The sequence below is a fragment of the Streptomyces sp. ASQP_92 genome (genome assembly GCF_025399895.1).
Classification (GTDB): domain Bacteria; phylum Actinomycetota; class Actinomycetes; order Streptomycetales; family Streptomycetaceae; genus Streptomyces.
Genome location: NZ_JAODUA010000011.1, coordinates 108271 through 134740, shown reverse-complemented (window position 1 = coordinate 134740; position 26470 = coordinate 108271). Strand labels below are relative to the sequence as shown.

Sequence of the window (26470 nt, the reverse complement as noted above, 5' to 3'; positions counted from 1 at the left end):
GGGGCGGAGGACGGCGTGTCAGAATGCGGGGCGGGTCATCAGGGGGTATCGGGGGGTAGTTGATGGAACCGCTGGACGAGCGGGATCCGCGTGCCGTGGGTGGGTACCGGGTGCTGGGGCGGCTCGGCGAAGGGGGTATGGGGCGGGTCTATCTGGCGCGCACCCCCGGCGGCAGGTCGGTGGCGCTCAAGCTCATCCACTCCGACATGGCGGCCCTGCCCGGTTTCCGGGACCGGTTCCGGCGCGAGGTGGACGTCGTTCGGCGGGTCGCCGGGGTCGGCACGGTGCCGGTCGTGGATGCCGGGGTCGACGAGCAGCACCCCTGGTACGCGTCGCACTACCTGCCGGGCCCCTCCCTCCAGGACGCGGTGGAGACGTTTGGGCCGCTGTCCGAACAGGCGCTGTGGCGGTTCGCGGCCGACCTCGCTCAGACCCTGGAGCACGTCCACGGCAAGAGCCTCGTCCACCGGGACCTCAAGCCGTCCAACGTGCTGCTGTCCACCTCGGGCCCCCGGCTCATCGACTTCGGCATCGTGCACGCCGCCCTGGACACCGGGCTCACCCTGTCGGGCGCCCGCATCGGTACGCCCGCGTACATGTCGCCGGAGCAGGCGTACGGGGAGCGCGTCACGGCCGCGAGCGACATCTACAGCTACGGTCTGACGCTGGCCTTCGCCGCCACGGGCATCACCCCACGGCGCGGCACGCGCCCCGACGAACTCGGCGGTGTGGGACCGGAGTTCACGCTGCTCATCTCCCACTGCCTGGATCACGACCCCGAACGGCGTCCCACCGCAGCCGAACTCCACGTCCGGGCACGGGCGTTGGACACCACGGGCGACACCTGGCTGCCCGCGGCGGTGGCGTCCGCGATCGCCCGTACGTCGGAAGAGCTCCTCAACCTGGAGGCGCAGGACGACCTCGGGCAGGCACGGGTGAAGACTGAACCCGACCCCGGCCCCGACCCCGGCGCCGGGAGGGGAGGCGGGGTCGGGGACGAGGCCTGGCGCGGGGGCCCCGCCTCCGGGTCCGGGTCCGGGTCCGGGTCGGGCAGGCCCGGAGCACCGTCCGGCGGGCCCGAGGCGCCGTTCTTCGGCCCTGGCGCGTTTCACGGTGCCGCGACGCAGGGAGCCGGGCCGTCCCGGCCCTCCACACCCCCGCCCCCTCCCCCGCCCGGCACCCCGCCGCCCTACTCGTCCCCGTACTCACACTCGTACTCGTACTCGCCCGACTCCGGGTTCCCCATGGCGGCCCGTGACCATTCCTGGGTTTACGGCGGGCTGCTCGGGCGCCCGTTGTTCGCGCTGTTCTGGCTGCTGCCGCTGGGCATCGGGTCGTATCTGGTGGTGTTCGCGGAGCCCAGCTTCATGGGCTGGGTGCGGGTGATCGCCGTACCGGGTCTGCTCGCGCTCTGCGCCCGGCTCACGGCAGGCCGGAGGCGGATGCCCATCGGGCAGTGGTGCCGCATGAACCAGGTCTTCTGGCTGGTCCTCGCCTTCTTCGAAGTGCAGGGCTGGTGGGGGATCAGCACGTACAACGCGATGGGCGTGGCGGCGCGTCACCACGGGGTGGTTACCAGTTACCAGAACCTCGTGGACTCCCTGAACGGCATGTTCTCCTTCCTCCTGGCCCTGGGCTCACTCGCGATGATCTACGTCGTCCCGGCGGTCTTCGCCCGGCGTGCGCGGGCGGTGAAGGAGGGGCTCTGACGCGGGGAGCCACCCCCATGACGCGCCCCCATGACGCGCCCCCATTACGCCCCGTTGAGCTCTCCCGTCGCGCCCTCGTACTCAGCCCGCCGGGCGTCGGATCCAGGCCTCCGTGCGCTCCCCCTCGGTGAGGGCCGGCGCGGCGGTCGGGGGACGGAGCGATCTGGTCCAGCCCCAGGATGTGTACGCCGCTGCCGCGGGGGTGTTGGTGGGGGCGATCAGGGTGGTGAGGAGGTCGGCTTCCTGGCGTTCCAGGAGTCGCTCCTGAAGGCGGGTCGCGATACCGGTGCGGCGGCGATCGGGCAGCACCATGAGCTCGGCCAGCGCGAACACCCGGTCGGAGGTTGCCAGTTCCTCGGTTCCGTCGGTCACGGCACCCCGGAAGCCGTGCCACCACTCGCCCTCGCGCCCGGGCGGGTATCCGTAGGCACAGCCCACCAGGAACGGATCGCCCGCGATGATCATGTCGAAGCCGGGGCGCTGCACATCCTCCTCGAAGCGGCGCAGGAAACCACTCCGGCCCAACGACTGCACGCCGGGCACCTCTTCGTACGCCGCTACGTACAGGTCGGCGACGGATTCCCGTTGCTGCTCGGCCTGCCATCGGGACAACCGCCGCAAGAACACCTCTGTCATCGCAACAGCGTGGCAGGTCACGGCGGTTCTCGGAACAGGGGAAGGCGGGGAGAGGGGATGAGGGGGGAGAGGGGGAGAGAGAGGGAAGAGCGGAAAGGCGGCGAGAAGAAGTGGGGAGGGGCGGGGCGGGCGCGGTCCTGCGGCGCCTCGGCGCGCGTTGGGGACGGAGGCAGGTCCGGTCCCTTGGCGCCTCGGCGCGCGTTGCGGACAGGGACAGGTCCGGTCCCTTGGCGCCTCGGCGCGCGTTGGGGACGGGGGGCAGGTCCGGCCCCGTGACGCCTCGACGCCCGTTGACCCGGCCCGGCGGGCCGCTCACACTGGCCGGACCATGAACGACGAACCCATCGTGACCCTGCACGGCGAACGCGCCCTCATCGACCGCGCCGGGCATCTGTTCGCGGGGACCCGGCACGAGTTCCTGGTCGCCGCGGCCGACCCGTTGACCTGGTCGGCCGGGGTCCGTACCGCCTTCGCCGCCGGGTTGCGCCCCGCCACGGAGCCCGGTGGGCTCGCCCTGCGCAAGCTCTACACCCCTGAGGCGCTCCCCGACGCCCGGGCCGAGCGTCGGCTCGCCAGGATGGCCGCCGGCGGGGCCCACATCCGCATCTGCTCGGCACCGCTCGTCCAGGAGACGATCGTCCTGGACCGCCGGGTCGCGATCCTCGCGGGCGCGCCGGGCGCGGGGCCGCGCACCTACACGGTGATCCGTACGCCGGATGTCGTCGCGGGGCTCAGGTCGCTGGTCCAGGCGGCGTGGGAGTCCTCGCCGGATCTCGACGCCCATCTGCTGCGGAGGGCTCCCGCGCTGGGGGCGGACGCGCACCGCATCCTGCGGACGCTCGGCGCCGGGCACACCGACGAGGCGGCCGCGCGCCACCTCGGGATGTCCCTGCGGACGTACCGCAGACGGGTCGCCGAGCTGATGGAGACCCTGGGGGCGACCTCCCGCTTCCAGGCCGGGCTGCGGGCCCGCGAGTTGGAGGGCGGGCTGCGGGCGGGGTGAGTTGAGGCGGATGCGGGCGGGGTGAGGTGAGGCGGATGCGGGCGGGGAGCGGCACAGGGGACGCGCGGGTCACGTGGGTCCGGTGCCGGTGTTGTTGCGAGCGTCGGGGCGGGCGCGGCCGAGGATGGGGCGGGCTCAACTCCCCTGGTGTGACGCCGGGTTGATGGGACGGCCCGTGTAGTTCTCCGCCAGTTCCGCGGCCGCGTGCCGCGAGTGGGCGATGCGGTCGAGTTGGGCCAGCTGGAGGCGGGTCCGGAACGGGGACTGCGCCGGGTCCACGTGGAGCAGCTCGGTCATCGAGTACGAGAAGTGCTGGGCGCGCCAGACGCGGCGCAGACACGTCTGGGAGTACGCGTCGAGGAGCTCCGTCGAGCCGGTGACATGGCGCTGGACGAAAGCCCGGGACAGGACGACGACGTCGGCGACGGCCAGGTTGAGCCCCTTCGCACCGGTCGGCGGCACGATGTGCGCGGCATCGCCGGCCAGCAGCAGCCGCCCGTACCGCATCGGCTCGACGACCCGGCTCCGCATGGGCAGCACCGCCTTGGCCGTCACGGCTCCGCGCTCCAGCTTCCACCCCGGGTCGGCGTCGGTCGCCAGACGGGCGTCCAGCTCGTCCCAGACGCGGGCGTCCGGCCAGTCGCGGGGGTCGGTTCCGTTGGGGACCTGGAGGTAGAGCCTGCTGACGGTGGGCGAGCGCATGCTGGCGAGGGCGAAGCCGCGGGGGGAGTGGGCATAGATCAACTCCTGGTAGCGGGGCGGCGCTTGGGCCAGGATGCCGAGCCAGGAGTAGGGGTACGTGCGCTCGTAGGTGGTGCGCAGCGGCGCGGGTACCGTGCGCGCCGCCACCCCGTGGAAGCCGTCGCAGCCGACGACGTACTCGCAGGTCAGGGTCGCGGGGCCGTGGCCCAGGCGGTGGTAGTGGATGACGGGACCGGGGGTGCGGGGCGCGGGGGCGGGGCGGGTGGCGCTCGTAGTGCGGCCGGCGCCGGGGGCGTGGTCGGTGTCCTCGATGCCTTCGACGGCCTGCACCTCCGTCTCGAAGAACAGGGCTGCGCCATCGGCCAGTTGAAGGGCCACCAGGTCCTTCACCACCTCCGTCTGGGCGTAGACCATCACGCCGCGACCCCCGGTGAGGGACGGGAAGTCGATGCGGTGGGAGCGGCGGTCGTAGCGGAGTTCGATGCCGTCGTGCGGCTGCCCCTCGCGGTCCATGCGTTCCCCGGCGCCCGCGGCCCGCAGCACGTCGACGGTGCTCTGTTCGAGGATGCCGGCGCGCTGACGCTGTTCGACGTACGCGCGGTCCCGGCTCTCCAGGACCACGCAGTCGACCCCGGCGTTGTGGAGCAGCCGGGCGAGCAGCAGTCCGGCGGGTCCGGCGCCGATGATGCCCACGGTGGTGCGGGCGGGGACGGGTCGCTCGTGGGCGGCGCGCATGTCAGCTCCCCTTCTGATCGGCGTGGTGGGTGTGGTCGACCCGGTCGGTGTGGTCGGTGTGGTCGGTGTGGTCGCTGTGGTCGACCCGGTCGGTGCGGTCGCTGGGGTCGACCAGGTCGGCATGGCCGTCGTACGCCTCGATCGCCCGTTCCGCGACGGCGAAGGCGGCGTTGGCGGCGGGGACCGAGCAGTACACGGCGCACTGGAGCAGGACGTCGGCGATGTCGTCGGGGGTCAGGCCGTTGCGCAGCGCGCCCTGGACGTGCAGGGCCAACTCGTCCTTGTGGCCGCCCGCGACGAGTGCGGTGAGCGTGATGGCGCTGCGGGTGCGGCGGTCCAGGGTGGTGTGTCCGGCCGGAGGACTGTCGGTGCCGGCCGGGGTACTGGCCGAGGTCCCGCTCGGCGATCCGCCCCAGATCTCGCCCCAGGCGTAACGGGTGATGAAGTCCTGGAAGCGGGCGGTGAAGGGGGTGGTGCGGGCGTGGGCGCGGTCGACGTGGGCGTCGCCGAGTACGGCACGGCGGGCGGCCTCGCCGGCTCGGCGGAGGGGGTCGGGGGCAAGGGGGCGACCCGGCTCGGGTGCGGGTGCGCGGGCAGGGTCGTGGGCGGGGGCACGGGCAGGTTCGGGTGCGGCCTCGCGGGCGGGGCCGGGGCGCGGGTGATCGGCGGGCGCCCGGTGCGCCGCGAAGTGGCGGCGCAGCGCCCGGCCCACGGGTTCGGGGCGCTCCACATTGGCCAGGTGGCCCGCGCGGGGGAGTTCGAGGAGCTCGGCGTTTTCGATGCCGTCGGTGAGTTCGCGGGCGTGCGGGGGCGGGGTGGCGGTGTCGTCCCGGCCCGCGATCACCAGGGTGGGGGCGGTGATGCGGGCCAGATCGGGGCGCAGATCGATCCCGGCGAGGATCTCGCAGCAGGTGGCGTACGCCCCGGGGTCCACGCGGTGGTGGTCGGCGAGCAGGCCCGGCGGCGGCCGGAACGCCGGGGTGAACCAGCGGTTCGGGGCACTCTCGGCGACCTCCCCGATCCCCCTGGCCCGTACGGTACGGGCGCGCTCCAGCCAGGGTTCGGGCGGTCCGAAGTGGGCGGAGGTGCACAGGAGCGCGAGCGACTTCACCCGCTCGGGGTGATGCGCGGCCAGCCACGCGCCCACGGCACCGCCGAGCGAGATCCCCGCGTAGGCGAAGGTGTCGACGCGGAGTTCTTCGAGTCGCTCAAGGAGGAGGGTGGCCAGGGTTTCGAGGGTGGGGCGGGGGTCGGGGGGAAGCAGGGAGGCGGGGGTGTCGCCGTGGCCGGGCAGGTCCCAGCGGATGACGTTGAAGTGGGCGTTCAACAGCGCGAGTTGGGGCCGCCACAGGTCCTGGGTGGTGCCGAGTGAGGGCACGAGCACGAGGGTGGGGCGCGGGGCCGACGCGGAGATCGGTACAGAGGCCGGCGCGGGGCCACGCACAGAGGTCGGCTCGGGGCCAGGCACACAGCCCGGCGCGGGGCCACGCACAGAGGCCGGCGCGGGATCAGGCACACAGCCCGGCGCGGGGCCAGGCACAGAGGCCGGCGCGGGGCCAGGCACCGAGGCCGGCGCGGGATCAGGCACACAGCCCGGCGCAAGGTTCGGCATGGGGTTCGGCACAGAGGCCGGCATGGGGTTCGGCATGGGGGTTCCTTACGGAGGGCTCATAGGGGGGTCGCCTCACACGGGGCGGGTCGCCGGTGGTGGGCCCCCTGTCGGCCGCCTCCGCAGCTCACCCTCCACCAACGCCTCCGCCGCCCCCGTCCCCGTCCCCTGCGCAGGAGCGGGCGCCGACGCGACTCCCCCCGCCGGATGAGGCGCATCCCGCACACGATCGAGCACCGGCCCGTCCGGGGCGGGCGTCCAACCAGCCGTCGCCGAGGCCAAGTTGAACCTCATCCGTTCGGGAAAGACGCGGAGCTCCGCGCACAGCGTCGCGGTCGCGTTCGCCGCGCCGCCGCACAGGCGCAGGGCCTCGCGCAGGGGGGACCACTCCGCGTGCCAGGCGCCGGGTGGGCGTTCGTCCTCCGCCGCCAGGCCCGCGTACAGGACCGAGGCCAGCGCCGGGACCTGCCGCGCCGCCGAGGCGATCAGGACCGAGCGCACGGGGTTGCTCTTGTGCGGCATCGAGGACGAGACCCCGCCCGTGCCCTCCGCGACCTCCCCCACCTCGGTGCGGCCCAGCACCAGGACGTCCGCAGCGATCTTGCCCAGCGCCCCGGCGCAGAACGCGAGGACGCCGCCCAGGTCCGCCACCGGCGTACGCAGCACATGCCACGGCAACTGCGGTGCGCACAGGCCCAGTTCGGCGGCGTACGCGTCCACCAGCTCTCCGCCCGCCATCCCGTACGCCTCGAACGCTGCCAGCGTTCCCGCCGCGCCGCCCAGTTGCGCGGGCAGGCCGGCCCTGACCCGTACGACGCGGTCGCGCGCGTCCAGGACCAGGGAACGCCAGCCCGCCACCTTCAGGCCGAACGTGGTCGGCACCGCGTGCTGGGTCAGGGTGCGGCCCGCCATCGCGGTGGTGCGGTGGTGGTCGGCGAGGGCGGTGAGGGTGGTGGCCGTCGCCGCCAGGTCGGTGGTGATGAGGTCGAGGGTGCGGGCGGCGACCAGCATCAGCGCGCTGTCCAGGATGTCCTGGCTGGTGGCACCCCGGTGGACGAACTCCTCGTCGCCGGGCGAGAGATGCGCCACGGCCCGCCTCAGGTCGGCCACCAGGGGGATCACCGGGTTGCCGCCCGCCCCGGCCCGCAGGGCCAGGCTCCGGGCGTCGAAGCGGCCCGGGTCGGCCGCGCGGGTCACGGCGTCCGCGGCCCTGCGGGGTGCCGCGCCGAGCCGCGCCTGCGCCCGGGTCAGCGCCGCCTCGGCGTCGAGCATCGCGCGCAGCACCGCGCGGTCGCCGGTCGCCGCCTCGGCGGGGCTCCCCGCGCTCACCGGCGTGAGCAGGCCGACGTCCCCGTGGCCGGCCGCCTCCGCCCCGCGCCCGGTCTCACGCGTGGAAGTCAAGGAAGACCGTCTCCTTCTCCCCCTGGAGGTGGACGTCGAAGCGGAAGCGTCCGGGGCGGCCGCCGTGCGGGGCGTCCTCGCGCCGGGCCAGCATCGTCCGGCCCCGCTCACCGGCGATCGCCGTCAACTCGGCGTCCCCGCCCAGCCCTTCGACGTACGCCCGGGTGAAGAGGTGGCGGGAGAGCCCCCTCGCGAACAGGCACACCGCGAGATAGGGCGCGGCCGGCGGTGGCGGCAGGGTGCGTACCGACCAGTGGCCGTCCGCGCCCGTCGGCACCCGGCCGAAGCCCGTGAAGCCGAGCCCGTCGCGGCCGAGGAAGGCGCCGTCGGCCGGGTCGCGCCGCCAGGAACCCGGGGTGCCCGCGAGGGAACCGTCCGGTGCGGCCTGCCAGAACTCCAACAGCGCGTCCGGTACGGGCTCGCCGTGCCCGTCGTACACATACCCGTGCACGGTGATCGCGTCCGGGTGCCCGGCGGGCGCGATCTCGCCCCCGGCGGGGAACGGGAGGGCGTGGCCGAAGAAGGGCCCGACGGTCTGCGCGGGGGTCGGGCCGAGCCCGGTGGGTTCCGGCGTCGCGTGGCCCCGCGGCACCGCCTGCCGCCCCGCACGCTCGGTGCTCACGCGGCTCACGCGGCTCACGCGGTCATCTCCGGCTCGGGCAGCGTCGCCTCCGGGCCGTCCAGGACGATGTCCCAGCGATAGCCCAACGACCAGTCTGGTGCTGACAGTTGGGGGTCGTAGGCGGCCACCAGACGGTTCCGCGCCGCCTGGTCGGTCACCGTGTGCAGAATCGGGTCGTACGCGAGGAGGGGGTCGCCCGGGAAGTACATCTGGGTGATCAGGCGCTGCGTGAAGGCCCTGCCGAAGAGCGAGAAGTGGATGTGCGCGGGGCGCCACGCGTTCTCGTGGTTGCCCCATGGGTACGCGCCCGGCTTGATTGTCGTGAAGGCGTACCGGCCTTCGGCGTCCGTCAGACAGCGCCCCGTTCCGGTGAAGGACGGGTCCAGCGGGGCCGGGTGCTGGTCGCGCCGGTGGGCGTAGCGGCCGGACGCGTTCGCCTGCCAGATCTCCACGAGCTGGCCCACGACCGGGCGGCCCGAGCGGTCGACCACCCGGCCCGACACCGTGATCCGCTCGCCGTGCGGCTCTCCCGGGTGCTGGCGGGTGAGGTCCGCGTCGAGGGCGGTCACCTCGGTGACGCCGAACACCGGGCCGTACCGTTCGACCGCCTCCGGATCACCGTACGGCGCCGCAACGGCCAAGGGTGTACGTGTTTCCACGGGCACGGGTGTACGCGCTTCCACGGGCACGGGTGTACGTGTTTCCACGGGCACGGGTGCATGCGTCCCTGTGGCCAGGGGTGCATGCGGCCCCTCGGCCAGGGGTGCACGCGTCCCCGCGACCAGGGGTGCACGCGTCCCCGCGGGCGCGGGTGGCGGCACCCGCACGGTTATCGGGGCGCGCGTCGGCACGCGCAGGGCGCCGCTGCGGTAGGCCAGGCCGTGCCCCGGCGGCTCCTGTGTCGCCGACTCGGTCTGGCCCTGCGTGAGCGCCTCCGACTCGGTCTGGTCCTGCGTGAGCGCCTCCGACCCGGCCTGGTCCTGCGTGAGCGTCATCGCCCTGCCACCTCTCCCTGTCGCTCGCCTGCCGCGCTGCCTGCCGTACGGTCGGGCGCTTCGGTCTCCGCGCCCCCGGCCCTGGCGCCCCCTGCCCTGGCGCCCCCGGACCGGGCGTCACCGCCCCGCTCCCCTCCCACCCGAACCTCCGCCCCGGTCCTCGCCCGTACCTCCGCCACCTCGACACCCGGCGCCGTCTCGACGAGGACGAAACCGTCGTCGGGGTGGATGTCGAGGACGGCCAGGTCGGTGATGACCCGGTGTACGCAGGCGCGGCCGGTGAGCGGCAGGGTGCAGTGGTCCACGAGTTTGGGGGTGCCGTCCTTCGCGGTGTGCTCGGTCAGGACGATCACGCGGCGCACCCCGTGCACCAGGTCCATCGCGCCGCCCATCCCCCTCACCAGGCGCCCCGGAACAGCCCAGTTGGCGAGGTCGCCGGCCGCCGACACCTGCATCGCGCCGAGGATCGCGGTGTCGACATGGCCGCCACGGATCATCCCGAACGACAGCGCGGAGTCGAAGAACGCGGCGCCGGGCAGCACGGTCACCGTCTCCTTGCCCGCGTTGACGAGGTCCGGGTCCACGTCCGCCTCCAGGGGGTACGGCCCGACGCCGAGAATGCCGTTCTCCGAGTGGAGCACCACATCCACGCCCGGCGGTAGATGGCCCGGGACCAGGGTCGGCAGGCCGATGCCGAGGTTGACGCAGCTCCCGTCGGCGAGTTCGGCCGCCGCGCGGGCCGCCATCTCCTGCCGTGTCCACCCGCTCACCGGTCCTCCGCCTCCCCCGCCACGGGCCGCACCGTACGTTTCTCAATTCCCTTGTCGGCCACCTGGGTTGGCGTCAGCGGCACGACGCGCTGCACGAATACGCTCGGTACATGGACGCCGTCCGGATCCAACTCGCCCGGTTCCACGAGGAGTTCGACCTCAGCAAGGGTGGTCCTCGCCGCCATCGCAGCCGGCGGGTTGAAGTTGCGGGCCGCGCGTCTGAAGACCAAATTGCCGTGCCGGTCGCCCTTCCAGGCCCGTACGAGCGCGAAGTCCGTGGTGATGCCGTGTTCCAGGACATGGGCGCGGCCGCCGAACTCGCGCACCTCCTTGGGCTGCGAGACCATGGCCACTTCGCCGTCGGGCCCGTACCGCAGCGGCAGTCCGCCCTCGGCGACCTGGGTGCCGACGCCCGCCAGGGTGTAGAACGCGGGGATGCCGCAGCCGCCGGCCCGCAGGCGTTCGGCGAGGGTGCCCTGCGGGACCAGCTCCACCTCCAGCTCGCCGCCCAGGTACTGGCGGGCGAACTCCTTGTTGGTGCCGATGTACGAGCCGGTGACGCGGGCGATCCGGCCGGCCGCGAGCAGCACGCCGAGGCCCGCGTCGTCCACCCCGCAGTTGTTGGAGACCACGCTCAGCGCGGTGGCGCCCTGGGCGTACAGGGCGGCGATCAGCACGTTCGGCACCCCGCTGAGCCCGAAGCCCCCCACCGCGAGAGAGGCGCCGTCGGGGATGTCGGCCACCGCTTCGGCCGGATCCCGTACGACTTTGTCCATGGATGTCTCCCCGCCCGTTCCCATCCGTGCCCGCTCGATGGCCTTGTGGAGAGGCGTTGTTCGCCAGATGAACTAAGGTTCATCACCGCGGCCGCCCCGAGTCTGCGGTCGAAGGGTGCGCCCGTCAACACCCCCCGCACTGTTCCCCCGCCACCCCAACTCCCCATCCCAGGAGGCCCCATGCGCGCCGCTCCCGCCGAAGCCGTCGGTCCGCTGATGCGCGGGGTGGCGGTGTTGCGCGCGCTCAGTGACGCGGACGGGCGGCTCACGCTCGGCGAGCTCGTGCGGGCGACCGGGCTCGCCCGCTCCACCGTCGACCGGGTCGCGTCCACGCTCGTCCGCATGGGACATCTGCGCCTCGACGGGTCCACCGTCACGCTCGCCCCGCGCCTGATGGAGCTTGCCAACGCCTATCTCGGCGCCCTGCGGCTGCCCGAACTGCTGGGTCCGTACGCGGTCCAACTGGCCGCGGAACTGGACGAGTCGGTGTCACTCGCGGTCCCGGACGGCGACGGCATCCGCTTCGTCCACCAGAGCACCCGGCGCCGCGCGATGTCCCTCACCTTCCGCATCGGCGACCTCCTGCCGGCCGAACGGACCGCCGCCGGGCCCCTGTTCGCCGCGCACTGGACGCCCGAACAGTGGGAGTCCTGGCGCGAGCGGCGCGCCGCCGACCCGGAGGGACTCGGCTTTCCCGGCGTACCCCCCGGTGCGGGCGAGCACTTCGAGGAGCGGGCCGCGAGCGCCCGCGCCACGGGCTGGGCCCTCGACGACCAGCTCATCGAGCCCGGCCTCATCGCGGTGGCCGTGCCGCTGTGCGACCCGGCGGGTGTCCCTCTCTGCGCGATCAGCGTGGTCAGCCACACCAGCCGCCACAGCGCCGAGTCCCTGCGCGCGGCCGTACTGCCCCGGCTGCGCACGGCCGCCCTGGCCATGGGGGACGCGCTCGCCCACGACCGCGTGCCCGCCCCCGCGGCCCCGCACGCGCTCGCGAGCCCGGCCGCCGTCTCGAAGCGGGAGCTCGGCGCGGAGTTCGTCGAGTCGCTGGCCCGGGGCCTCACCGTGGTGACCGCGTTCGGTACCGGGCGGGCCGAGCTCTCCCTCAGCGCGGTCGCCGAGGCCACCGGTCTGCCCCGCGCCACCGCCCGGCGCGCCCTGATCACCCTCGACCATCTGGGCCTGGTCGCCACCGAGGGCCGCACCTTCCGCCTGACCCCGCGCGTCCTGGCGCTCGGCTGCCCGCCGCTGTCCCGTACGACGCTGCCCGAGATCGCGGCGCCGCACCTGGCCGCGCTGGTGCGCACCGTGCACGACTCGGCCTCCCTCGCGGTGCTCGACGGCGACGCCATCCAGTACACGGCCCGGGTCGCCACCGCCCGCGTCATGAGCGTCAACATCACCCTGGGCACCCGCTTCCCCGCGTACGCCGCCTCCATGGGCCGGGTGCTGCTCGCGGATCTGCCCCCCGAGGAGCGCGCGGAACGGCTCGGCCGTACGGAGCTGTCGGCGCTCACCCCGCACACCATCACCTCACCGGCCGTACTCGCCGACCTCCTGGACCGGGTCGCGGAGCAGGGATACGCGCTGGTCGACGAGGAGCTGGAGGAGGGGCTGCGGTCGATCGCGGTGCCGGTGCGGGGGGTCGGGGGGCGGGCCGTGGCGGCGGTGAACGTGGCCATGCACACGACGCGGCGCACGGTGGGGCGGTGTGTGGTGGAGGTGCTGCCCGTGCTGCGCGCGGTGGCCTCTCGGATCGAGGGGGATCTGCACGTGGTGAGTCGCTTCTGCCAGACCCCCACGTCGTGACGCCCCCGGGGGCCCTTTGCCCACCCACCCGCCCGTGCAGCGGGGTTGTTCGGTCCCGGCCCCCTGGGGCTCCGCCCCAGACCCCAGGGGTTTGCCCACCCACCCGCCCGTAGGCGCAGGGTTGGTTGGTTCCGGCCCCCCTGGGGCTCCGCCCCAGACCCCGAGGCACCTCGCCCACCCACCCGCCCGTACAGCGGGGTTGGATGGTTCGGGCCTTCCTGGGGCTCCGCCCCAGACCCCGTTCGCGCCTGAACGGCGCTCGTCCTCAAACGCCGGACGGGCTGAGGTGCCTCGATGCGGGCCAGCGCCGAGTAGTTAGGGGCGCGGGGAACTGCGCGACAAGCGGGCACGGTCCGCAGCCGAAAACCGGGTTCCTGGGGCTCCGCCCCAGACCCCGTTCGCGCCTTAAGGGCGCTCGTCCTCAAACGCCGGACGGGCTGAGGTGGCCTGTGCTGGCCCGCACCGAGCAACCAGGGGCGCGGGGAACTGCGCGCCAAGCCACTCGCGGTCTGCACACGTAAGCGGGTTTCAGGGGCGCGAGGAACTGCGCGAAAGGCGACCACGGTCCGCGCGACCGAGAGGGGTTAGGGGCGCGGGGAACCGCCCGGGCCGCCCGCCGGGACCAGCCGACCTGCGGGGGCAGAGGGCGGGCCGCCCACAGGGGCCGGGGCGCTCAGGCCGGCGTTCCGGCTGAGGGCGTGGGGACGGACCGTCACCACGCCCCCCGCACTCTCCCTCTAATCGGTTAATTCACGCCACCGCGGACATGCCCATGATCCTTCCCGGGGATACAGGGCTAGTCCCCTGCTCAGCTCGTCCCTGACACACCGGAGTACGCCTCGTGGAGACCACAGACACCGTGTGGAGCTGCCCCTTCGACTACGCCGACGCCCTCGAATTCGATCCCCAGCTCCAGCGGATGCTGGCCGAGGAGCCGGTGGCGCGGATCCGGATGGCGTACGGGGAGGGCGAGGCCTGGCTGGTCACCCGGTACGAGGACGTGCGGACGGTGACCACCGACCGGCGGTTCAGCCGCAGCGCCGTCATCGGCCGTGACTTTCCGAGGATGACGCCCGAGCCCATCGTGCAGGCCGAGTCGATCAACCTGATGGACCCGCCCGCCAGCAGCCGGCTGCGCAGTCTGGTCGCCAAGAGCTTCGCCCCCAAGCATGTGGCCCGTATGCGCGAGCGCACCCAGGGCGTCGTCGACGAGCTGCTCGACACGATGGCCGCACACGGCTCCCCCGCCGACTTCGTCGAGCACATCGCCGCACCGCTGCCCCTGGTGACGATCTGCGAGGTCCTTGCCATCCCGGACGGCGAGCGGGACTGGCTGCGCGCCCACGCGCTGACCATGATGAACATCGGCGCCGCCGGCCGCGAGGCCGCCGTACGGGCCAAGGCCGACCTGCGCGCCTACTTCACCGAGCTCACCGCCGCCCGCCGCCGCTCCCCCGGCGACGACCTGATCTCCACCCTCGCCACCGCCCGCGACGGCGACGAACTCCTGGACGACCAGGAGCTCGCCGTCATGGCGATGGTGCTGCTCATCACCGGCCAGGACACCACCACCTACGAGCTCGGGAACATCGCGTACACGCTGCTGACCAGGCCGGACATCCTCGATGGCCTGCGTGCGCGCCCCGACCGCTTCCCCGCCGTCCTCGACGAGTTGCTCCGCTTCATCCCGTTCCGCAAGGGCGTCGGCATCCCCCGCGTCGCCACCGAGGACGTCGAGCTGAGCGGAGTGCTCATCCGGGCCGGGGACATCGTCCACGTCTCCTACCTCACCGCCAACCGGGACTCCCGCAAGTTCGACCGGCCCCACGAGGTCGACCTCGACCGGGGATCCGTCCCGCACATGACGTTCGGCTGGGGCGCGCACCACTGCCTCGGCGCCCCGCTCGCCCAGATGGAACTGGAGGTGGCGTTCACCTCCCTGCTCACCCGTTTCCCCGGGATCCGGGCGGCGGGCGAACCCGGCGACGTGCCGTGGAACACCCACTCCATCTGGCGCCACCCGCTCAGCCTTCCGGTCGCCTGGTGACCGACCCCCACCTCAGAAGGGAAGACCGATGGCCACCCTGTGCCGACCGGCGGTAGCCGTACCCGAACACGTCATCACCCAGGAGCAGACCCTGGCGCTCGCCCGGAAGATGCACGCCGGGCACCCGCAGCGCGATCTGGTGCTGCGCCTCATCGAGAACACCGGCGTCCTGACCCGCCACCTCGTCCAGCCTCTCGACGTCACCCTGGACCACCCCGGGTTCGAGACGCGCAACCACGTGTACGAGGCCGAGGCCAAGCGGCGGGTGCCCGACGTGGTGCGCCGGGCGCTCGCCCACGCCGATGTCGAACCCGGCGACATCGACCTGATCGTCTACGTGTCGTGCACGGGCTTCATGATGCCCTCGCTGACCGCCTGGCTGATCAACACGATGGGGTTCCGCTCCGACACCCGTCAGCTTCCCATCGCCCAGCTCGGCTGCGCGGCGGGCGGCGCCGCGATCAACCGCGCACACGACTTCATCACGGCCTACCCGGGCTCCAATGTGCTGATCGTGTCGTGCGAGTTCTGCTCGCTGCTCTACCAGCCCACCGACATCGGCGTGGGTTCCCTGCTCTCCAACGGCCTGTTCGGGGACGCCCTTTCGGCCGCGGTGGTACGCGGTGAGGGCGGCGTCGGCATGCGGATCGAGCGCAACGGCTCGCACCTGGTGCCGGACACCGAGAACTGGATCTCCTACGCGGTGCGCGAGACGGGCTTCCACTTCCAGCTCGACAAGCGGGTGCCGGGCACCATGGAGATGCTGGCCCCGGCCCTCAAAACCCTGGTGGCGCAGCACAGTTGGGAGGTCGGCGAGCTCGACTTCTACATCGTGCACGCGGGCGGCCCGCGCATCCTGGACGACCTGTGCCACTTCCTGGACCTGGGCCCGGAGATGTTCCGCTTCAGCCGCGCCACCCTCACCGAGCGCGGCAACATCGCGAGCTCGGTGGTCTTCGACGCGCTCGCCCGGCTCTTCGACGAGGGCGGCATGGACGACGGCGCCCGGGGCCTGATCGCCGGGTTCGGGCCCGGCATCACCGCGGAGATCGGGGTGGGCCGCTGGAACGCGGGCCCGGGCATCGAGCGTGAGCTCAGCGCCCTGACCGCGCAGCTCTGAACCAGCTTCGATGCAGTACGCGTCGACCGGCGCGGGATCCGAACCCGCGCCGGGGCGCTACTCGTTGACCAGCACGGGGATGGAGAGCACCGCGCCGGTCGGCGTGCCGGTCAGCTGCGAGGGCCGCACCGTGAAGTCGATGCCGGGCCCCTCGGCGGCCGGGGCGTGGCCGCCCGGGTGCTCCTCGTGGCCCTCCTCGGCGTAGTGGAACGAGCCGGTGCCGAGCAGTTTGCCGTCCGCGTCGTAGTAGGCGGCGCGCAGCTCCAGGGCGATCAGCTCGCTGACGTCCGAGGTGACGGCGAGGTGCCCGGTCACGGCGGACCCGGCGCCCAGCGCTTCACCGCCGACCTTGACGCGATCGGTGAACGGCCCCTTCTCCAGGCGTACTTCACCCCGCGCGAGCCTCTGGTACGCGGCGGGTTCGGCGGCGTGCCGGGGTGCGGCGAAGCTCACCGAGGGGACCGGGCTCGGCGTGTCGTCGGCCTGCTCACCGGACCCGCCACCACAGCCGGTCACCAGGGCGAGGCCGAGGGCGGCCAGGACGGCATGGGCGGCGATGCGTCGCATGACGTGGGTACTCCTGTGCGTGGTCGGCCAGTTGGCGTTTTGGTGGCTGGCGGCGGACCGGGCCCGGGGCGCCGTGCCCCGGGCCCGGTCGCGGGGTGGGGAGGTCAGCCGCGCGGGGAGCGGCCGAACAGCGAGCCGTACATCTTCTTGTACAGCTCGGTGTTGATCTGGCTGGCCGCGAAGCGGTCGGCGCCGGGGCCGTAGGCGAAGATCGGCACGTCCGCGCCGGTGTGGTTGCCCGACAGATAGGTCAGCCACAGGCTCGCCTCGGGGCTGCCGTCCTTGACGCCCTTGGGGTCGTCGGGGGTGCGGAAGGTCGCCGGGGCGAAGTTCTTCGTGTCGCCCGCGCCCGCGCCGTTGGCGATGCCGGTCGAGCGGGCCGGGTCCTTGGCACCCGACGTGGGGCGCGAGGTGAGGGAGTTGTTGGCGGGGTTGCCCGCGTCGGTGTTGGCCGGGGGCGCCACCGCTTCGGCGTTGGTGTAGGTGCCCTTCTCGACGATGTTGAAGCCCGCGCACTCGTGGTCCGCGGTGACGATGACCAGGGTGTGGCCGTCCTTCTTCGCGAAGTCGGTGGCCGCCTTGACCGCGTCGTCGAACGCCTTGACCTCGCCGAGCGTCTGCGCGGCGTCGTTGGCGTGCGAGCGCTTGTCGATCTGGGCGCCCTCGATCTGGAGGAAGAAGCCCTTCCTGGAGCGGCCGTCCAGCAGGTCGATCGACTTCTTCGCCATCTCGGCGAGCGTCGGCTCCTGCTTCTGGGGGGCGTTCGCCGGGAGCCCGGGCTTGGCCTGCTCGACCGTCAGGTTGCCCCGGTTGAAGAGGCCGACGACCTTCTTGGCGTGCGCCTTGTCGAGGTCGGCCTTGGTGGCGACCTTCTGCGAATCGGCGCTCTGCGCGGGCAGCTTGGGGTCGCCGAACGAGCCGAGTACCTGGTAGCCCTGCTTCTGGAGCGCCTTCTGGTCGTCCGGCTCGAAGCGGGCAAGACCGCCTCCGAGGACCACGTCGGCGGTGCCGTTGCGGGCGATCTGCTCGGCGATCGGGGTGATCAGCGTCTTGTCGGCGGGGGCCTTCTCGTAGCTGCCGTCCGCGTTCTTGGGCAGGCAGGCCGCGTCCGAGTACGTCGGGCCCTGGCAGCCGCGCAGGAGCGCGTGGCTGAACTGGGCGGCGGGCGTGGCGTCGGTGATCTCGGCGGTCGAGACGTTGCCGGTGGCGAAGCCGGCCGCCTTGGCCTGCTCCATCAGCGTGGCGCGCCGCTTCTCGTAACTGTCCACGCCGATCGCGGCGTTGTACGTCTTGACGCCCGAGGACCACGCGGTGGCGGAGCTCGCCGAGTCCGTCACCAGGGAGGGCTGGTCGGAGCCCTTCTCGACGGCGTAGGTGGCGACCGCGCCGGTGTAGGGCAGGCGCTCCATGTTGAGCTTGCCCTGAGCGCCGTAGAAGCGCTCGCGGCCCGCGGTGACGTGGGTGCGGCCCATGCCGTCGCCCAGCAGGTAGATGACGTTGCGTATCTCACGGTCGTTGCCGCCGTGACCGCCGTGCTGGGGCGCGGAGTTGGCGGTGACCGCCGAGCCGGCGGCGACCGCGGAGGCCGCCGCGACGACCGCGAGCACCTTCATTGCCTTCTGTCTCATGGCGGTGAAGCTATGAGTCCCATGTGAACGGCTCGGGAGGACCGGGCGACGACGAGGCGAACGGCTCCGGCTTTCACGGGGTGCGCCGCCCGTGCGGGTCCCCCGCCGCTCACTCGCGGGAGAGGCGGGAACCGTCCGCACGAGAGGCGGGGCTCACCCGTAGGACAGGTTGGAGCAGATGCTGTCGTCGGCCGAGCGGGCCTTGTCGGCGACGGCCGGCGGCACCGATGCGGGGGCGCTGGGCGCCGCGTCCGCGCCGTCCGCCTTGTAGTCGGTGCCGACGATGACGTTCAGGCCCGGCGCCTTGGCCTGGCGCAGCACCGCGCCCGGGAAGTGGGTGGCGAGCGTCCTGGCCTTGGCCTCGGAGCTCGCGCCGTACTCGATGACGGTCTGCTTGTAGTCCTGGGTGGCGGCGGTCGTGGCACCGGTCACCGTGAAGCCCGCGGATCGCAGGGAGGTGGCGACCTTGCTCGCCAGGCCCTTGGTGACGGTCCCGTTGTAGACGGCGACGCTGACCCCCTTGCCGGACGCGGGGGGCGCGGCCGGGGCGGACGGGGCCGGGGAGGCGGTCGCGGCGCCCTTGGCCGCCGCGTCCTTGCCGTCGATGGTGCGGTCGGCCCGCAGCGCGGCGAACAGGGCGTCGGCCTCCGGTTTGACGACGGCGACGCGCTCGCCCTCGTAACGCCAGGGCAGGGTCACGAACTTGGTGTTGTGCAGGTCGATGTTCTTCATCGACATCGCGAACGAGATGAGCTTGTTGGGGGAGCCGAGGCCCGGGTCGACGGTCATCGACTTGGTGGCCGCGCTGGCGAGCGGCAGCAGGCTGGTCGGGTCGAGCCCGTTGCCCTTCACCTTCTTGATCAGGCTGCCCACGAAGGCCTGCTGGCGCTGGATGCGGCCTATGTCGGAGCCGTCGCCGATGCCGTGCCGGATGCGTACGTAGTCGAGCGCCTTCTGGCCGGAGACGTTCTGCTCGCCCTTGGCGAAGACCAGGCTGCCCTTGTGTCCCAGCTTGGGGTTGAGGTCGCCCTGGTAGACGTTGTTGGGCACGCACACCCCGACGCCGCCGACGGCCTCGGTCATCTTGGCGAAGCCCGCGAAGTCCACGATCACGGTGTGGTCGACGCGCAGCCCGGTGAGCTTCTCGACGGTGTTCTGGGTGCAGGCGGGGTTGCCCTCCACCGTCTCCCCCACCTCGAAGGCCGAGTTGAACATCACCCGGTGCTTCTCCTTGGTCCAGCTGCCGTTGGGGAGCTTGCACGGGGGTATGTCGACCAGCGAGTCGCGGGGTATGGAGACGGCGACGGCGTGCTTCTGGTCCCCGTACACATGCAGCAGGAACGCGGTGTCCGAGCGGCCGATGTCGCCCTTGCCGTGGCCGAACTGGGCGTTGTCGCCCGAGCGCGTGTCGGAGCCGATGACCAGGACGTTGGAGCCCTCGGTCGAGGCGGCCGGGCGGTCGGCGGAGACGCCGCCGTCGTCGAAGGTCTTGATGTCGCCGTTCAGCTTGAGGTAGATCCAGCCGCCGCCGGCCACCGCGAGGACGACGACCGACAGGCCCGTGATGCCGGCGATACGGGCACGGCTGCGCTTGTTCCGTCCCCCGGGCGCGGCGGCACCACCGCTCTCACCCCTGCTTGCCGCTCCCGCTTTGTGGCTGCCGGCCATCGGACCCCTCATCCCTCATTCGCGCCTCTTCTGTAGAGGAGACGGTGAGTCGCACCCTCTGGTTGTACAGTTGCGCAATGTAGCAAGTCTCATGGAGAGTCATCAGCCCCAGCCGTGCGATGAGCGCGGCCGACGAAAACGGCTGTAGGACGCGAACGAGGGAGGACGGCGGGATGTTCCTGCGCAACGGCCTTGAGCCCTGGCATCTGCTGATCGTGGGCGTGGTACTGATCCTGCTGTTCGGCTCGAAGAAGCTGCCCGACACCGCACGCGCGCTGGGCAAGTCCCTGCGCATCCTCAAGAGCGAGACCAAGGCCATGCGCGAGGAGTCCGAGGCGCCCGCGCCCACCGCGACCCCCGCCCCGCAGGCCACCCCGGCCCCTCTGGTCACCCCCGCCCCGGTCGCCGCGGACGCTCCCCCGCGCCCCGCTCCGTAACCCGCGTCCCGCCCCATAACCCGCGCCGTACGCCCGGCAGGACACGCCGTACGCTCGGCAGGCATGGAGAACCTGCCGACGTACGACGACGTGGTCCGCGCACACGAGCGGATCGCGACCCACGCCCACCGCACCCCGGTCCTCACCTCGCGGCTCACCGACGCCGAGCTCGGTCTGAGCCTGTTCCTCAAGTGCGAGAACCTCCAGCGCATGGGGGCCTTCAAGTTCCGCGGCGCGTTCAACACGCTGTCCCAGTTCGACGCGGAGCAGCGCCGCGCGGGCGTGGTCGCCTACTCCTCGGGCAACCACGCGCAGGCCATCGCGCTCTCCGGCGCGCTGCTCGGCATCCCGGTGACCATCGTCATGCCGCACGACGCCCCCGCCTCCAAGCTCGCCGCGACCAAGGGGTACGGGGCGAACGTGGTCTCCTACGACCGCTGGACCGAGAGCCGCGAGGAGATCGGACAGGCGCTGGCCGCCAGGGACGGCCTGACGCTGATCCCGCCGTACGACCACCCCCAGGTGATGGCGGGCCAGGGCACCGCGGCGAAGGAACTCTTCGAGGAGACCGGCCCCCTGGACGCCCTGTTCGTCCCGCTCGGCGGCGGCGGACTCCTGTCGGGCAGCCTGCTCGCGGCGGGCGCGCTCGCCCCCTCGTGCGCGGTCTACGGGGTCGAGCCGGAGGCGGGCGACGACGGGCTCCGCTCGCTGCGGGCGGGCGAGATCGTGCGCATCGACACCCCGGCGACCATCGCCGACGGCGCCCAGACCCAGCAGCTGGGTGCCCACACCTTCCCGGTGATCCGCGACCACGTGAGCGACATCATCACCGTCTCGGACGACCAACTGGTCGACGGAATGCGGCTGTTGGCGTCCCGAATGAAGATCGTCGCCGAACCGACGGGCTGCCTCGGCCTGGCCGGCGCCCGCGACCTGGCCGAGCGGTACCGGGGCGGCCGGGTCGGCGTGATCCTCAGCGGCGGCAACGTCGACATGGCCCGGTTCGCGGAACTCCTGTCGGCGTGACCCGGCCGGCGCCGCACCCGGGAGTTTTCCACAGGCCGCGCTGTCCACGGGCCGAGTTGTCCACAGGCTGAGGGGGAGGCGAACGGATCGTCGGCGGTTCGGCGCATGATGGGGGGCATGAACGAGATGCCGGATTGGGAGAAGCGGTTCAGGGCGCCGAGGGTGGGGCTGCCCGACTGGGCGGAGGACGCGCCGGACCGCTCGCTGTTCGTGTCGAACGCGACGGGCACGTACGAGCTGTACGCATGGGACCGGGCGACCGGCGAGCAGCGCCGGGCCACCGACCGCCCCAACGGCACCACGGACGGGGTGCTGACCCCCGACGGCGCGTGGATCTGGTGGTTCGACGACACCGACGGCGACGAGTTCGGCGTGTGGCGGCGCCAGCCGTTCACGGGCGGCGACGACGAGCCGGCCGTGCCCGGGCTCGCCCCGTCCTACCCGGCCGGCCTGGCGCTCGGCCGGGACGGCACGGCGGTGGTCGGCCGCTCCACCGACGAGGACGGCTCGACGATCCATGTCGTACGCCCCGGCGCGGACCCCGTGGAGATCTACCGCCACCGCGAGTCGGCGGGGGTGGGCGACCTCTCGCACGACGGAACGCTGATCGCGCTGGAGCACACCGAACACGGCGACGCGATGCACTCGGCGCTGCGCGTGGTGCGCCCGGACGGCTCGGCGGTCGCCGAACTCGACGACACCAAGGGCGGCACGGAGGAACTCGGCCTCGAAGTGCTCGGGTTCGCGCCGCTGGCGGGCGACACCCGGCTGCTCGTCGCCCACCAGCGGCGCGGCCGCTGGGAGCCGATGATCTGGGACGTGGCCTCCGGCGAGGAGAGCGACCTCGCGCTCGACCTGCCGGGCGACGTCTCCGCCGAGTGGTACCCGGACGGCTCGGGGCTGCTCGTCGTGCACAGCTTCGAGGCCCGCAGCGGCCTGTTCCGCTTCGACCTCGCGACGCGCTCCCTGATCGAGATCGAGACCCCGGCCGGTTCGGTGTCGGGGGCGACGGCCCGGCCCGACGGCACGGTGGAGTACCTGTGGTCGTCGGCGGCCAGCCCCTCCGAGGTGCGCTCCACCACCGGCGAGGTCGTGCTCGATCCCCCCGGCTTCAAGGCGCCCGGATCCGTGCCGGTGACGGACGCGTGGGTGGAGGGACCCGGCGGGCGCATCCACGCGCTGGTGCAGCGGCCCGCGGGTGAGGGCCCCTTCCCCACCCTCTTCGAGATCCACGGCGGCCCCACCTGGCACGACAGCGACGCGTTCGCCTCCGGGCCCGCGGCCTGGATCGACCACGGCTATGCGGTGGTACGGGTCAACTACCGCGGCTCCACCGGGTACGGGCGGGCGTGGACCGACGCGCTCAAGCACCGGGTCGGGCTCATCGAGCTGGAGGACATCGCGGCGGTCCGCGACTGGGCGGTCTCCTCGGGCCTGGCCGACCCCGAGCGCCTGGTCCTCGCGGGCGGCTCCTGGGGCGGCTATCTCACCCTGCTCGGCCTCGGCACCCAGCCCGACGCGTGGGCGCTGGGGCTCGCGGCGGTGCCGGTCGCGGACTACGTCACGGCGTACCACGACGAGATGGAGGCGCTGAAGGCGATGGACCGCACGTTGCTGGGCGGCACGCCGGAGGAGGTTCCCGACCGGTTCCGCGCCTCGTCGCCGCTGACGTACGTCGACGCGGTCAAGGCGCCGGTGTACATCTCGGCCGGGGTCAACGATCCGCGCTGCCCGATCCGGCAGGTGGAGAACTATGTGGACCGGCTGGTCGCGCGGGGGGCGGCGCACGAGGTGTACCGGTACGACGCGGGGCACGGCTCCCTCGTGGTCGAGGAGCGCATCAAGCAGGTACGGCTCGAACTCGACTTCGCCAGGCGGCACTTGGGGTAGGGGAGGGGTGTTTTCCCACCCGCCCGCCCGTGCAGCGGGTTGGTTGGTTCCGGCCCTCCTGGGGCTCCGCCCCAGACCCCGTTCGCGCCTGAACGGCGCTCGTCCTCAATCGCCGGACGGGCTGAGGTGTCCCGTACGGACCAGCACCGAGTAGTTAGGGGCGCGAGGAACTGCGCGAAAAGCGACCACGGCCCGCACACGACCGAGGGTTTCAGGGGCGCGAGGAACTGCGCGAAAAGCGACCACGGCCCGCAGGCGCGAGAGGGGTAAGGGGCGCGGGGAACTGCGCGAGACGGGGGCTCGGGCCCTGGGGGCCGAGGGGGCCGGGGGCTCGGCCCCCGGGGGGATGCGGGGACCCCCCAGCCCAGACCCCCGGTGGGATTCCGTACCGTGGGGGTGTGTACCGGTTCCTGCTCACACCCCGCTGGTGGGCAATCCACGCCTTCGTCCTGCTCGCCATCCCCGTCTGCGTCTTCATGGGCTCCTGGCAGCTCGGCCGCTTCGAGGACCGCGTGCAGTCCCACGACGCCGCAGCGAAGGCACCCGACCCCGCCACCCTCAAGGCCGAGCCCCTCGCCTCGCTGCTCCCCGTGGACCAGCGCACCTCCGGCCGCCCCGCCGTCGCGCACGGCCGGTACGCCGAGCAGTTCCTGGTGCCCGACCGCGAGGTCGACGGAACGTCGGGCAGCTATGTCCTGACCCTGCTGCGCACCGACGGCGGAAAGGCGCTGCCCGTCGTGCGGGGCTGGATCCCCCGGGGCGCCCACGCCCCGGCCGCGCCGAGTGGCGAGGTCGAGGTGACCGGCGTGCTCCAGGCGTCCGAGACCGCGGGCTCCGCCGGGGTGCACGCCCAGGGCGGACTCCCCCGGGGCCAGGTCGGCGTGATCAGCGCGGCCGCCCTCGTCAACCTCGTGCCGTACCCGGTGTACGACGCCTGGGTGACGCTGCCGAGGGCCGACACCGGCATGACCGCGGTGCCGGCCAGCGCCCCGCAGAACAGCGGGCTCGATCTGAAGGCGTTCCAGAACCTCGGCTACACCGGTGAGTGGTTCGTGTTCGCGGGGTTCGTGGTGTTCATGTGGTTCCGCCTGGTCCGGCGCGAGGCCGAGGCCCTGGAGGACGCCGAACTCGGCCTCGCCCCGGAAGCCTCCGAGACGCCGGAAGGGACCGCGATGCCGGAAGGGACCGCGATGCCGGAAGGGACCGCGATGCCGGAAGGCACCACGGCGCCGGAAGGCTCCGAGCCCGCGCCCATCGCGCAGAAATAGACGCCCCGGAATAGACGCCCCCGGCCGGGCCCGGCCCCTACGGCGTCGCCGAGGCCGTCGCCCCCGCGTCCAGGACGCCCGTCTTGTAGATCGTCCCGGCGCACGCGTTGGGGATCTTCGCCTCCGCCGATGGCGCGCCGGGCTCGGCGACGTGGGTCACCGCGATCGTGCCGTCCGCCGTGGCGGCGGGGGTGCCGCTGTTCGGGGCGAGTTGGGAGGTCTGGGTGGTGCCACCACCCGTCGTGGGGGCGACGATCCCGCTGCTGCTGGAGCCGCCGCTGGACGGTGTCGGGTCGGGCGACGGGGTCGCCTTGGGGCAGGTGTCGGACGGCACCCACGCGAAGCGCACCTCGTAGGCCGCGGCCGGCTGGAGGACCAGGGCCGTGGCGTCCTGCGAGGGGTCGGGGAGGCCGGGGGCCGGGTCGCCCGCCGCGTGCTCGACGACGGTGATCTTCGCCGGGTCGGCGGCGCCCTGCGCCCGCACGTTGAACTTGCCGACCCCGCCGATCGCGCACTGCTTGTCGGAGGCGTTGACGATGCGGAACGCGCCGTAGACCTTGCCGGTGGAGTCGGGCTTGCCGACCTTCGCCGACTTCACGCTCAGCTCGGCCGCCTCGCACACCGGGGAGTTCGCCTTCACGGGGCCGCTGCCCGCGCCGGTCGCGCCACCGGCGGTGCCGCCGCTCGCGCCCTTGGTGAGCGTCGGTCTGGGCTCCTTGGCGCCGGGCGTGCCGGGCGCGCTGCCCACGCTGGAGGGCCGGCCGCCCGCGTCCGCGCCCTCGACCGTGTCGGAGGCGGTGCCGGGCGTGCCGTGGGTCCGCTCGCCGTGTCCGGCGACGGCGGGCAGGTCGTCCGCGCTGTTCGCGGTGTTGGCGACGTGCAGGAACGCGGGCACGGCGGTGGCCACCAGGAGGGCGGCCGCGATCGAGCCGACGACGGCCTGCCGTTTGCGGGCCCGGCGCAGGGGCACCGCGGCCCGCAGGTGTTCGAGCGCCCCCTCCGAGGGCCTCAGCTCCTCGACCGTGCCGTGCAGCAGCCTGCGCAGGGCCTGTTCGTCGGCCGCGTCGGGGCTGCCCGGGGCGGGCGGAAAGCCGAAGGGAGGGGTGCCGGTGCTGTTCTTTTCCGGCGTCTTGTCCACGAATCCGTATCCAGTCAGGTCGTTCAGGTCGTTCCTGGGCCGCTGGTCCGACCCGCTCTTGCCGTGTTCCCCGCGCTCCCCGTACTCCCTGTGACGCCTTTCGCCGTTCCTGTCGGGCCCCTTCATGCCGTCGCCTCCATGGCGATGCGCAGGGCGGCTATGCCGCGCGAGCCGTACGCCTTGACCGAGCCCAGGGATATGCCGAGCGTCTCGGCGACCTGGGCCTCGGTCATGTCCGCGAAGTACCGCAGCACCAGCACCTCGCGCTGGCGGCGCTGGAGTCCGCGCATCGCCTTGATGAGGGCGTCGCGCTCCAGCTGGTCGTACGCGCCCTCCTCGGCGCTCGCCATGTCGGGCATCGGCTTGGAGAGCAGCTTGAGCCCGAGGATGCGGCGGCGCAGCGCGGAGCGGGAGAGGTTCACCACCGTCTGGCGGAGGTAGGCGAGGGTCTTCTCCGGCTCGCGCACCCGGCTGCGCGCCGAGTGGACCCGGATGAACGCCTCCTGCACGACGTCCTCGCAGGAGGCGGTGTCGTCGAGGAGCAGCGCCGCGAGGCCGAGCAGCGAGCGGTAGTGCGCGCGGTAGGTCTCGGTGAGGTGATCAACAGTGGTGCCGGCCGCCATGACCTCGTCAGCGCTCTCGCGCGAGGTCGCCTGCTCGGGTGGGCGGACCGTACGGGTGGCGGGCATGGGCGCGATCACCGGCATGCCACCGGGTGCGCCGGGGCGCCGACGCGGGCGGACCGCCATGCCACCGCGCACCGGTACCGCTCTGAACTCGAGTACCTCTGCCACGCCTGTTGGACACGTTCCTCCCCGTCAGGGTTGTACGCGTACGACACTGTTTTTGGCGGTGCACCACATGCCCTCATCCGTACCCGATCTTCCCCAATGCCCCGATTTTTACGGCACCTTGAG

General features: G+C 73.0%; 21 protein-coding genes and 1 pseudogene. 9 read left to right on the top strand and 13 right to left on the bottom strand.

Annotated features, from left to right (window positions below; all coding sequences use genetic code 11):
- Positions 1 to 62 precede the first annotated feature (62 nt).
- Entirely contained in the window at positions 63 to 1709 is a 1647-nt protein-coding gene (locus tag N4G70_RS22955; RefSeq protein WP_261714574.1) for a serine/threonine-protein kinase, read from the top strand.
- A gap of 81 nt (positions 1710 to 1790) precedes the next feature.
- Here the strand turns inward: N4G70_RS22955 and N4G70_RS22950 are convergent, their stop codons facing one another.
- Positions 1791 to 2345: a GNAT family N-acetyltransferase gene (locus tag N4G70_RS22950; RefSeq protein ID WP_261714573.1), complete on the bottom strand. Its 555-nt coding sequence runs from the start codon at positions 2343 to 2345 to the stop codon at positions 1791 to 1793.
- 328 nt (positions 2346 to 2673) lie between these two features.
- Between N4G70_RS22950 and N4G70_RS22945 the strand changes: the two genes are divergently transcribed.
- Positions 2674 to 3348 carry a DNA-binding response regulator gene (locus N4G70_RS22945; protein WP_261714572.1) on the top strand — a complete coding sequence of 225 codons (675 nt, stop codon included), beginning with the start codon at positions 2674 to 2676 and terminating at the stop codon, positions 3346 to 3348.
- Positions 3349 to 3483: 135 nt separating this feature from the next.
- Here the strand turns inward: N4G70_RS22945 and N4G70_RS22940 are convergent, their stop codons facing one another.
- The 7 genes and pseudogenes from N4G70_RS22940 to N4G70_RS22910 form a co-directional block, all read right to left on the bottom strand.
- On the bottom strand, positions 3484 to 4785 hold the full coding sequence (locus N4G70_RS22940) for a 4-hydroxybenzoate 3-monooxygenase (protein ID WP_261714571.1): 1302 nt from the start codon (positions 4783 to 4785) through the stop codon (positions 3484 to 3486).
- Between the two features lies 1 nt (position 4786).
- Positions 4787 to 6163 (bottom strand): alpha/beta fold hydrolase, encoded by a 1377-nt coding sequence (locus N4G70_RS22935; RefSeq protein WP_399036486.1) that lies wholly within the window; start codon positions 6161 to 6163, stop codon positions 4787 to 4789.
- A gap of 306 nt (positions 6164 to 6469) precedes the next feature.
- Positions 6470 to 7795, bottom strand: a complete 1326-nt coding sequence (pcaB, locus tag N4G70_RS22930; protein ID WP_261714569.1) for a 3-carboxy-cis,cis-muconate cycloisomerase — start codon at positions 7793 to 7795, stop codon at positions 6470 to 6472.
- Positions 7779 to 8387, bottom strand: a complete 609-nt coding sequence (locus N4G70_RS22925; protein ID WP_261714670.1) for a protocatechuate 3,4-dioxygenase subunit alpha — start codon at positions 8385 to 8387, stop codon at positions 7779 to 7781. Before N4G70_RS22925 ends, pcaB begins: the two co-directional genes overlap by 17 nt.
- Positions 8388 to 8431: 44 nt before the next feature.
- Positions 8432 to 9082: a protocatechuate 3,4-dioxygenase subunit beta gene (gene pcaH, locus N4G70_RS22920; RefSeq protein ID WP_261714669.1), complete on the bottom strand. Its 651-nt coding sequence runs from the start codon at positions 9080 to 9082 to the stop codon at positions 8432 to 8434.
- Positions 9083 to 9549: 467 nt separating this feature from the next.
- Positions 9550 to 10182: pseudogene (locus N4G70_RS22915) on the bottom strand (3-oxoacid CoA-transferase subunit B); the annotation flags it as partial.
- Complete coding sequence (locus tag N4G70_RS22910; protein ID WP_261714567.1) at positions 10179 to 10958, bottom strand: CoA transferase subunit A; 780 nt, start codon at positions 10956 to 10958, stop codon at positions 10179 to 10181. The pseudogene N4G70_RS22915 and the gene N4G70_RS22910, both read right to left, overlap by 4 nt.
- A 180-nt stretch (positions 10959 to 11138) precedes the next feature.
- Between N4G70_RS22910 and N4G70_RS22905 the strand changes: the two genes are divergently transcribed.
- The 3 genes from N4G70_RS22905 (at position 11139) to N4G70_RS22895 (ending at position 15931) form a co-directional block, all read left to right on the top strand.
- Complete coding sequence (locus N4G70_RS22905) at positions 11139 to 12764, top strand: IclR family transcriptional regulator C-terminal domain-containing protein (protein WP_261714566.1); 1626 nt, start codon at positions 11139 to 11141, stop codon at positions 12762 to 12764.
- Between the two features lie 841 nt (positions 12765 to 13605).
- A complete protein-coding gene (locus tag N4G70_RS22900) occupies positions 13606 to 14811 on the top strand; it encodes a cytochrome P450 (protein WP_261714565.1) in 1206 nt (401 codons plus the stop codon).
- 28 nt (positions 14812 to 14839) lie between these two features.
- Positions 14840 to 15931, top strand: a complete 1092-nt coding sequence (locus N4G70_RS22895; protein ID WP_261714564.1) for a type III polyketide synthase — start codon at positions 14840 to 14842, stop codon at positions 15929 to 15931.
- A gap of 57 nt (positions 15932 to 15988) precedes the next feature.
- On the opposite strand, the gene N4G70_RS22890 is transcribed toward N4G70_RS22895, so the two are convergent.
- The 3 genes from N4G70_RS22890 to N4G70_RS22880 form a co-directional block, all read right to left on the bottom strand.
- Positions 15989 to 16498, bottom strand: a complete 510-nt coding sequence (locus N4G70_RS22890; protein WP_261714563.1) for a hypothetical protein — start codon at positions 16496 to 16498, stop codon at positions 15989 to 15991.
- A 104-nt stretch (positions 16499 to 16602) separates the two neighbouring features.
- Complete coding sequence (locus N4G70_RS22885) at positions 16603 to 18126, bottom strand: alkaline phosphatase (RefSeq protein ID WP_261714562.1); 1524 nt, start codon at positions 18124 to 18126, stop codon at positions 16603 to 16605.
- Between the two features lie 153 nt (positions 18127 to 18279).
- Complete coding sequence (locus N4G70_RS22880; RefSeq protein ID WP_261714561.1) at positions 18280 to 19794, bottom strand: LCP family protein; 1515 nt, start codon at positions 19792 to 19794, stop codon at positions 18280 to 18282.
- Between the two features lie 173 nt (positions 19795 to 19967).
- On the opposite strand from N4G70_RS22880, the gene tatA reads away from it, so the two are divergent.
- The 4 genes from tatA to N4G70_RS22860 all read left to right on the top strand — a co-directional run bounded on the left by tatA (position 19968) and on the right by N4G70_RS22860 (position 24415).
- Positions 19968 to 20231, top strand: coding sequence for a Sec-independent protein translocase subunit TatA (tatA, locus tag N4G70_RS22875; RefSeq protein WP_261714560.1), 264 nt, complete (start codon positions 19968 to 19970; stop codon positions 20229 to 20231).
- Positions 20232 to 20294: 63 nt separating this feature from the next.
- Positions 20295 to 21257 (top strand): threo-3-hydroxy-L-aspartate ammonia-lyase, encoded by a 963-nt coding sequence (locus N4G70_RS22870; protein WP_261714559.1) that lies wholly within the window; start codon positions 20295 to 20297, stop codon positions 21255 to 21257.
- Positions 21258 to 21365: 108 nt separating this feature from the next.
- Positions 21366 to 23147 (top strand): S9 family peptidase, encoded by a 1782-nt coding sequence (locus N4G70_RS22865; protein ID WP_399036552.1) that lies wholly within the window; start codon positions 21366 to 21368, stop codon positions 23145 to 23147.
- Positions 23148 to 23545: 398 nt separating this feature from the next.
- Entirely contained in the window at positions 23546 to 24415 is an 870-nt protein-coding gene (locus tag N4G70_RS22860) for an SURF1 family protein (RefSeq protein ID WP_261714557.1), read from the top strand.
- Between the two features lie 37 nt (positions 24416 to 24452).
- On the opposite strand, the gene N4G70_RS22855 is transcribed toward N4G70_RS22860, so the two are convergent.
- Both N4G70_RS22855 and N4G70_RS22850 read right to left on the bottom strand, forming a co-directional pair.
- Positions 24453 to 25679: a hypothetical protein gene (locus N4G70_RS22855; protein WP_261714556.1), complete on the bottom strand. Its 1227-nt coding sequence runs from the start codon at positions 25677 to 25679 to the stop codon at positions 24453 to 24455.
- The gene (locus N4G70_RS22850; RefSeq protein WP_261714668.1) at positions 25676 to 26302 is read right to left on the bottom strand and encodes a SigE family RNA polymerase sigma factor; all 627 of its coding nucleotides are present in this window, start codon (positions 26300 to 26302) and stop codon (positions 25676 to 25678) included. Before N4G70_RS22850 ends, N4G70_RS22855 begins: the two co-directional genes overlap by 4 nt.
- Between the last annotated feature and the right edge of the window lie 168 nt (positions 26303 to 26470).

Bases quoted from the DNA above. Each gene is read 5' to 3' on its own strand.
- N4G70_RS22855 (WP_261714556.1), bottom strand. From the start codon at position 25,679: ATGAAGGGGCCCGACAGGAACGGCGAAAGGCGTCACAGGGAGTACGGG.
- tatA (WP_261714560.1), top strand. From the start codon at position 19,968: ATGTTCCTGCGCAACGGCCTTGAGCCCTGGCATCTGCTGATCGTGGGC.
- N4G70_RS22940 (WP_261714571.1), bottom strand. From the start codon at position 4,785: ATGCGCGCCGCCCACGAGCGACCCGTCCCCGCCCGCACCACCGTGGGC.
- N4G70_RS22895 (WP_261714564.1), top strand. From the start codon at position 14,840: ATGGCCACCCTGTGCCGACCGGCGGTAGCCGTACCCGAACACGTCATC.
- N4G70_RS22950 (WP_261714573.1), bottom strand. From the start codon at position 2,345: ATGACAGAGGTGTTCTTGCGGCGGTTGTCCCGATGGCAGGCCGAGCAG.
- N4G70_RS22885 (WP_261714562.1), bottom strand. From the start codon at position 18,126: ATGAGACAGAAGGCAATGAAGGTGCTCGCGGTCGTCGCGGCGGCCTCC.
- N4G70_RS22945 (WP_261714572.1), top strand. From the start codon at position 2,674: ATGAACGACGAACCCATCGTGACCCTGCACGGCGAACGCGCCCTCATC.
- N4G70_RS22865 (WP_399036552.1), top strand. From the start codon at position 21,366: ATGGGGGGCATGAACGAGATGCCGGATTGGGAGAAGCGGTTCAGGGCG.
- N4G70_RS22910 (WP_261714567.1), bottom strand. From the start codon at position 10,958: ATGGACAAAGTCGTACGGGATCCGGCCGAAGCGGTGGCCGACATCCCC.
- N4G70_RS22890 (WP_261714563.1), bottom strand. From the start codon at position 16,498: ATGCGACGCATCGCCGCCCATGCCGTCCTGGCCGCCCTCGGCCTCGCC.
- N4G70_RS22870 (WP_261714559.1), top strand. From the start codon at position 20,295: ATGGAGAACCTGCCGACGTACGACGACGTGGTCCGCGCACACGAGCGG.
- N4G70_RS22850 (WP_261714668.1), bottom strand. From the start codon at position 26,302: ATGGCGGTCCGCCCGCGTCGGCGCCCCGGCGCACCCGGTGGCATGCCG.
- N4G70_RS22955 (WP_261714574.1), top strand. From the start codon at position 63: ATGGAACCGCTGGACGAGCGGGATCCGCGTGCCGTGGGTGGGTACCGG.
- N4G70_RS22880 (WP_261714561.1), bottom strand. From the start codon at position 19,794: ATGGCCGGCAGCCACAAAGCGGGAGCGGCAAGCAGGGGTGAGAGCGGT.
- N4G70_RS22905 (WP_261714566.1), top strand. From the start codon at position 11,139: ATGCGCGCCGCTCCCGCCGAAGCCGTCGGTCCGCTGATGCGCGGGGTG.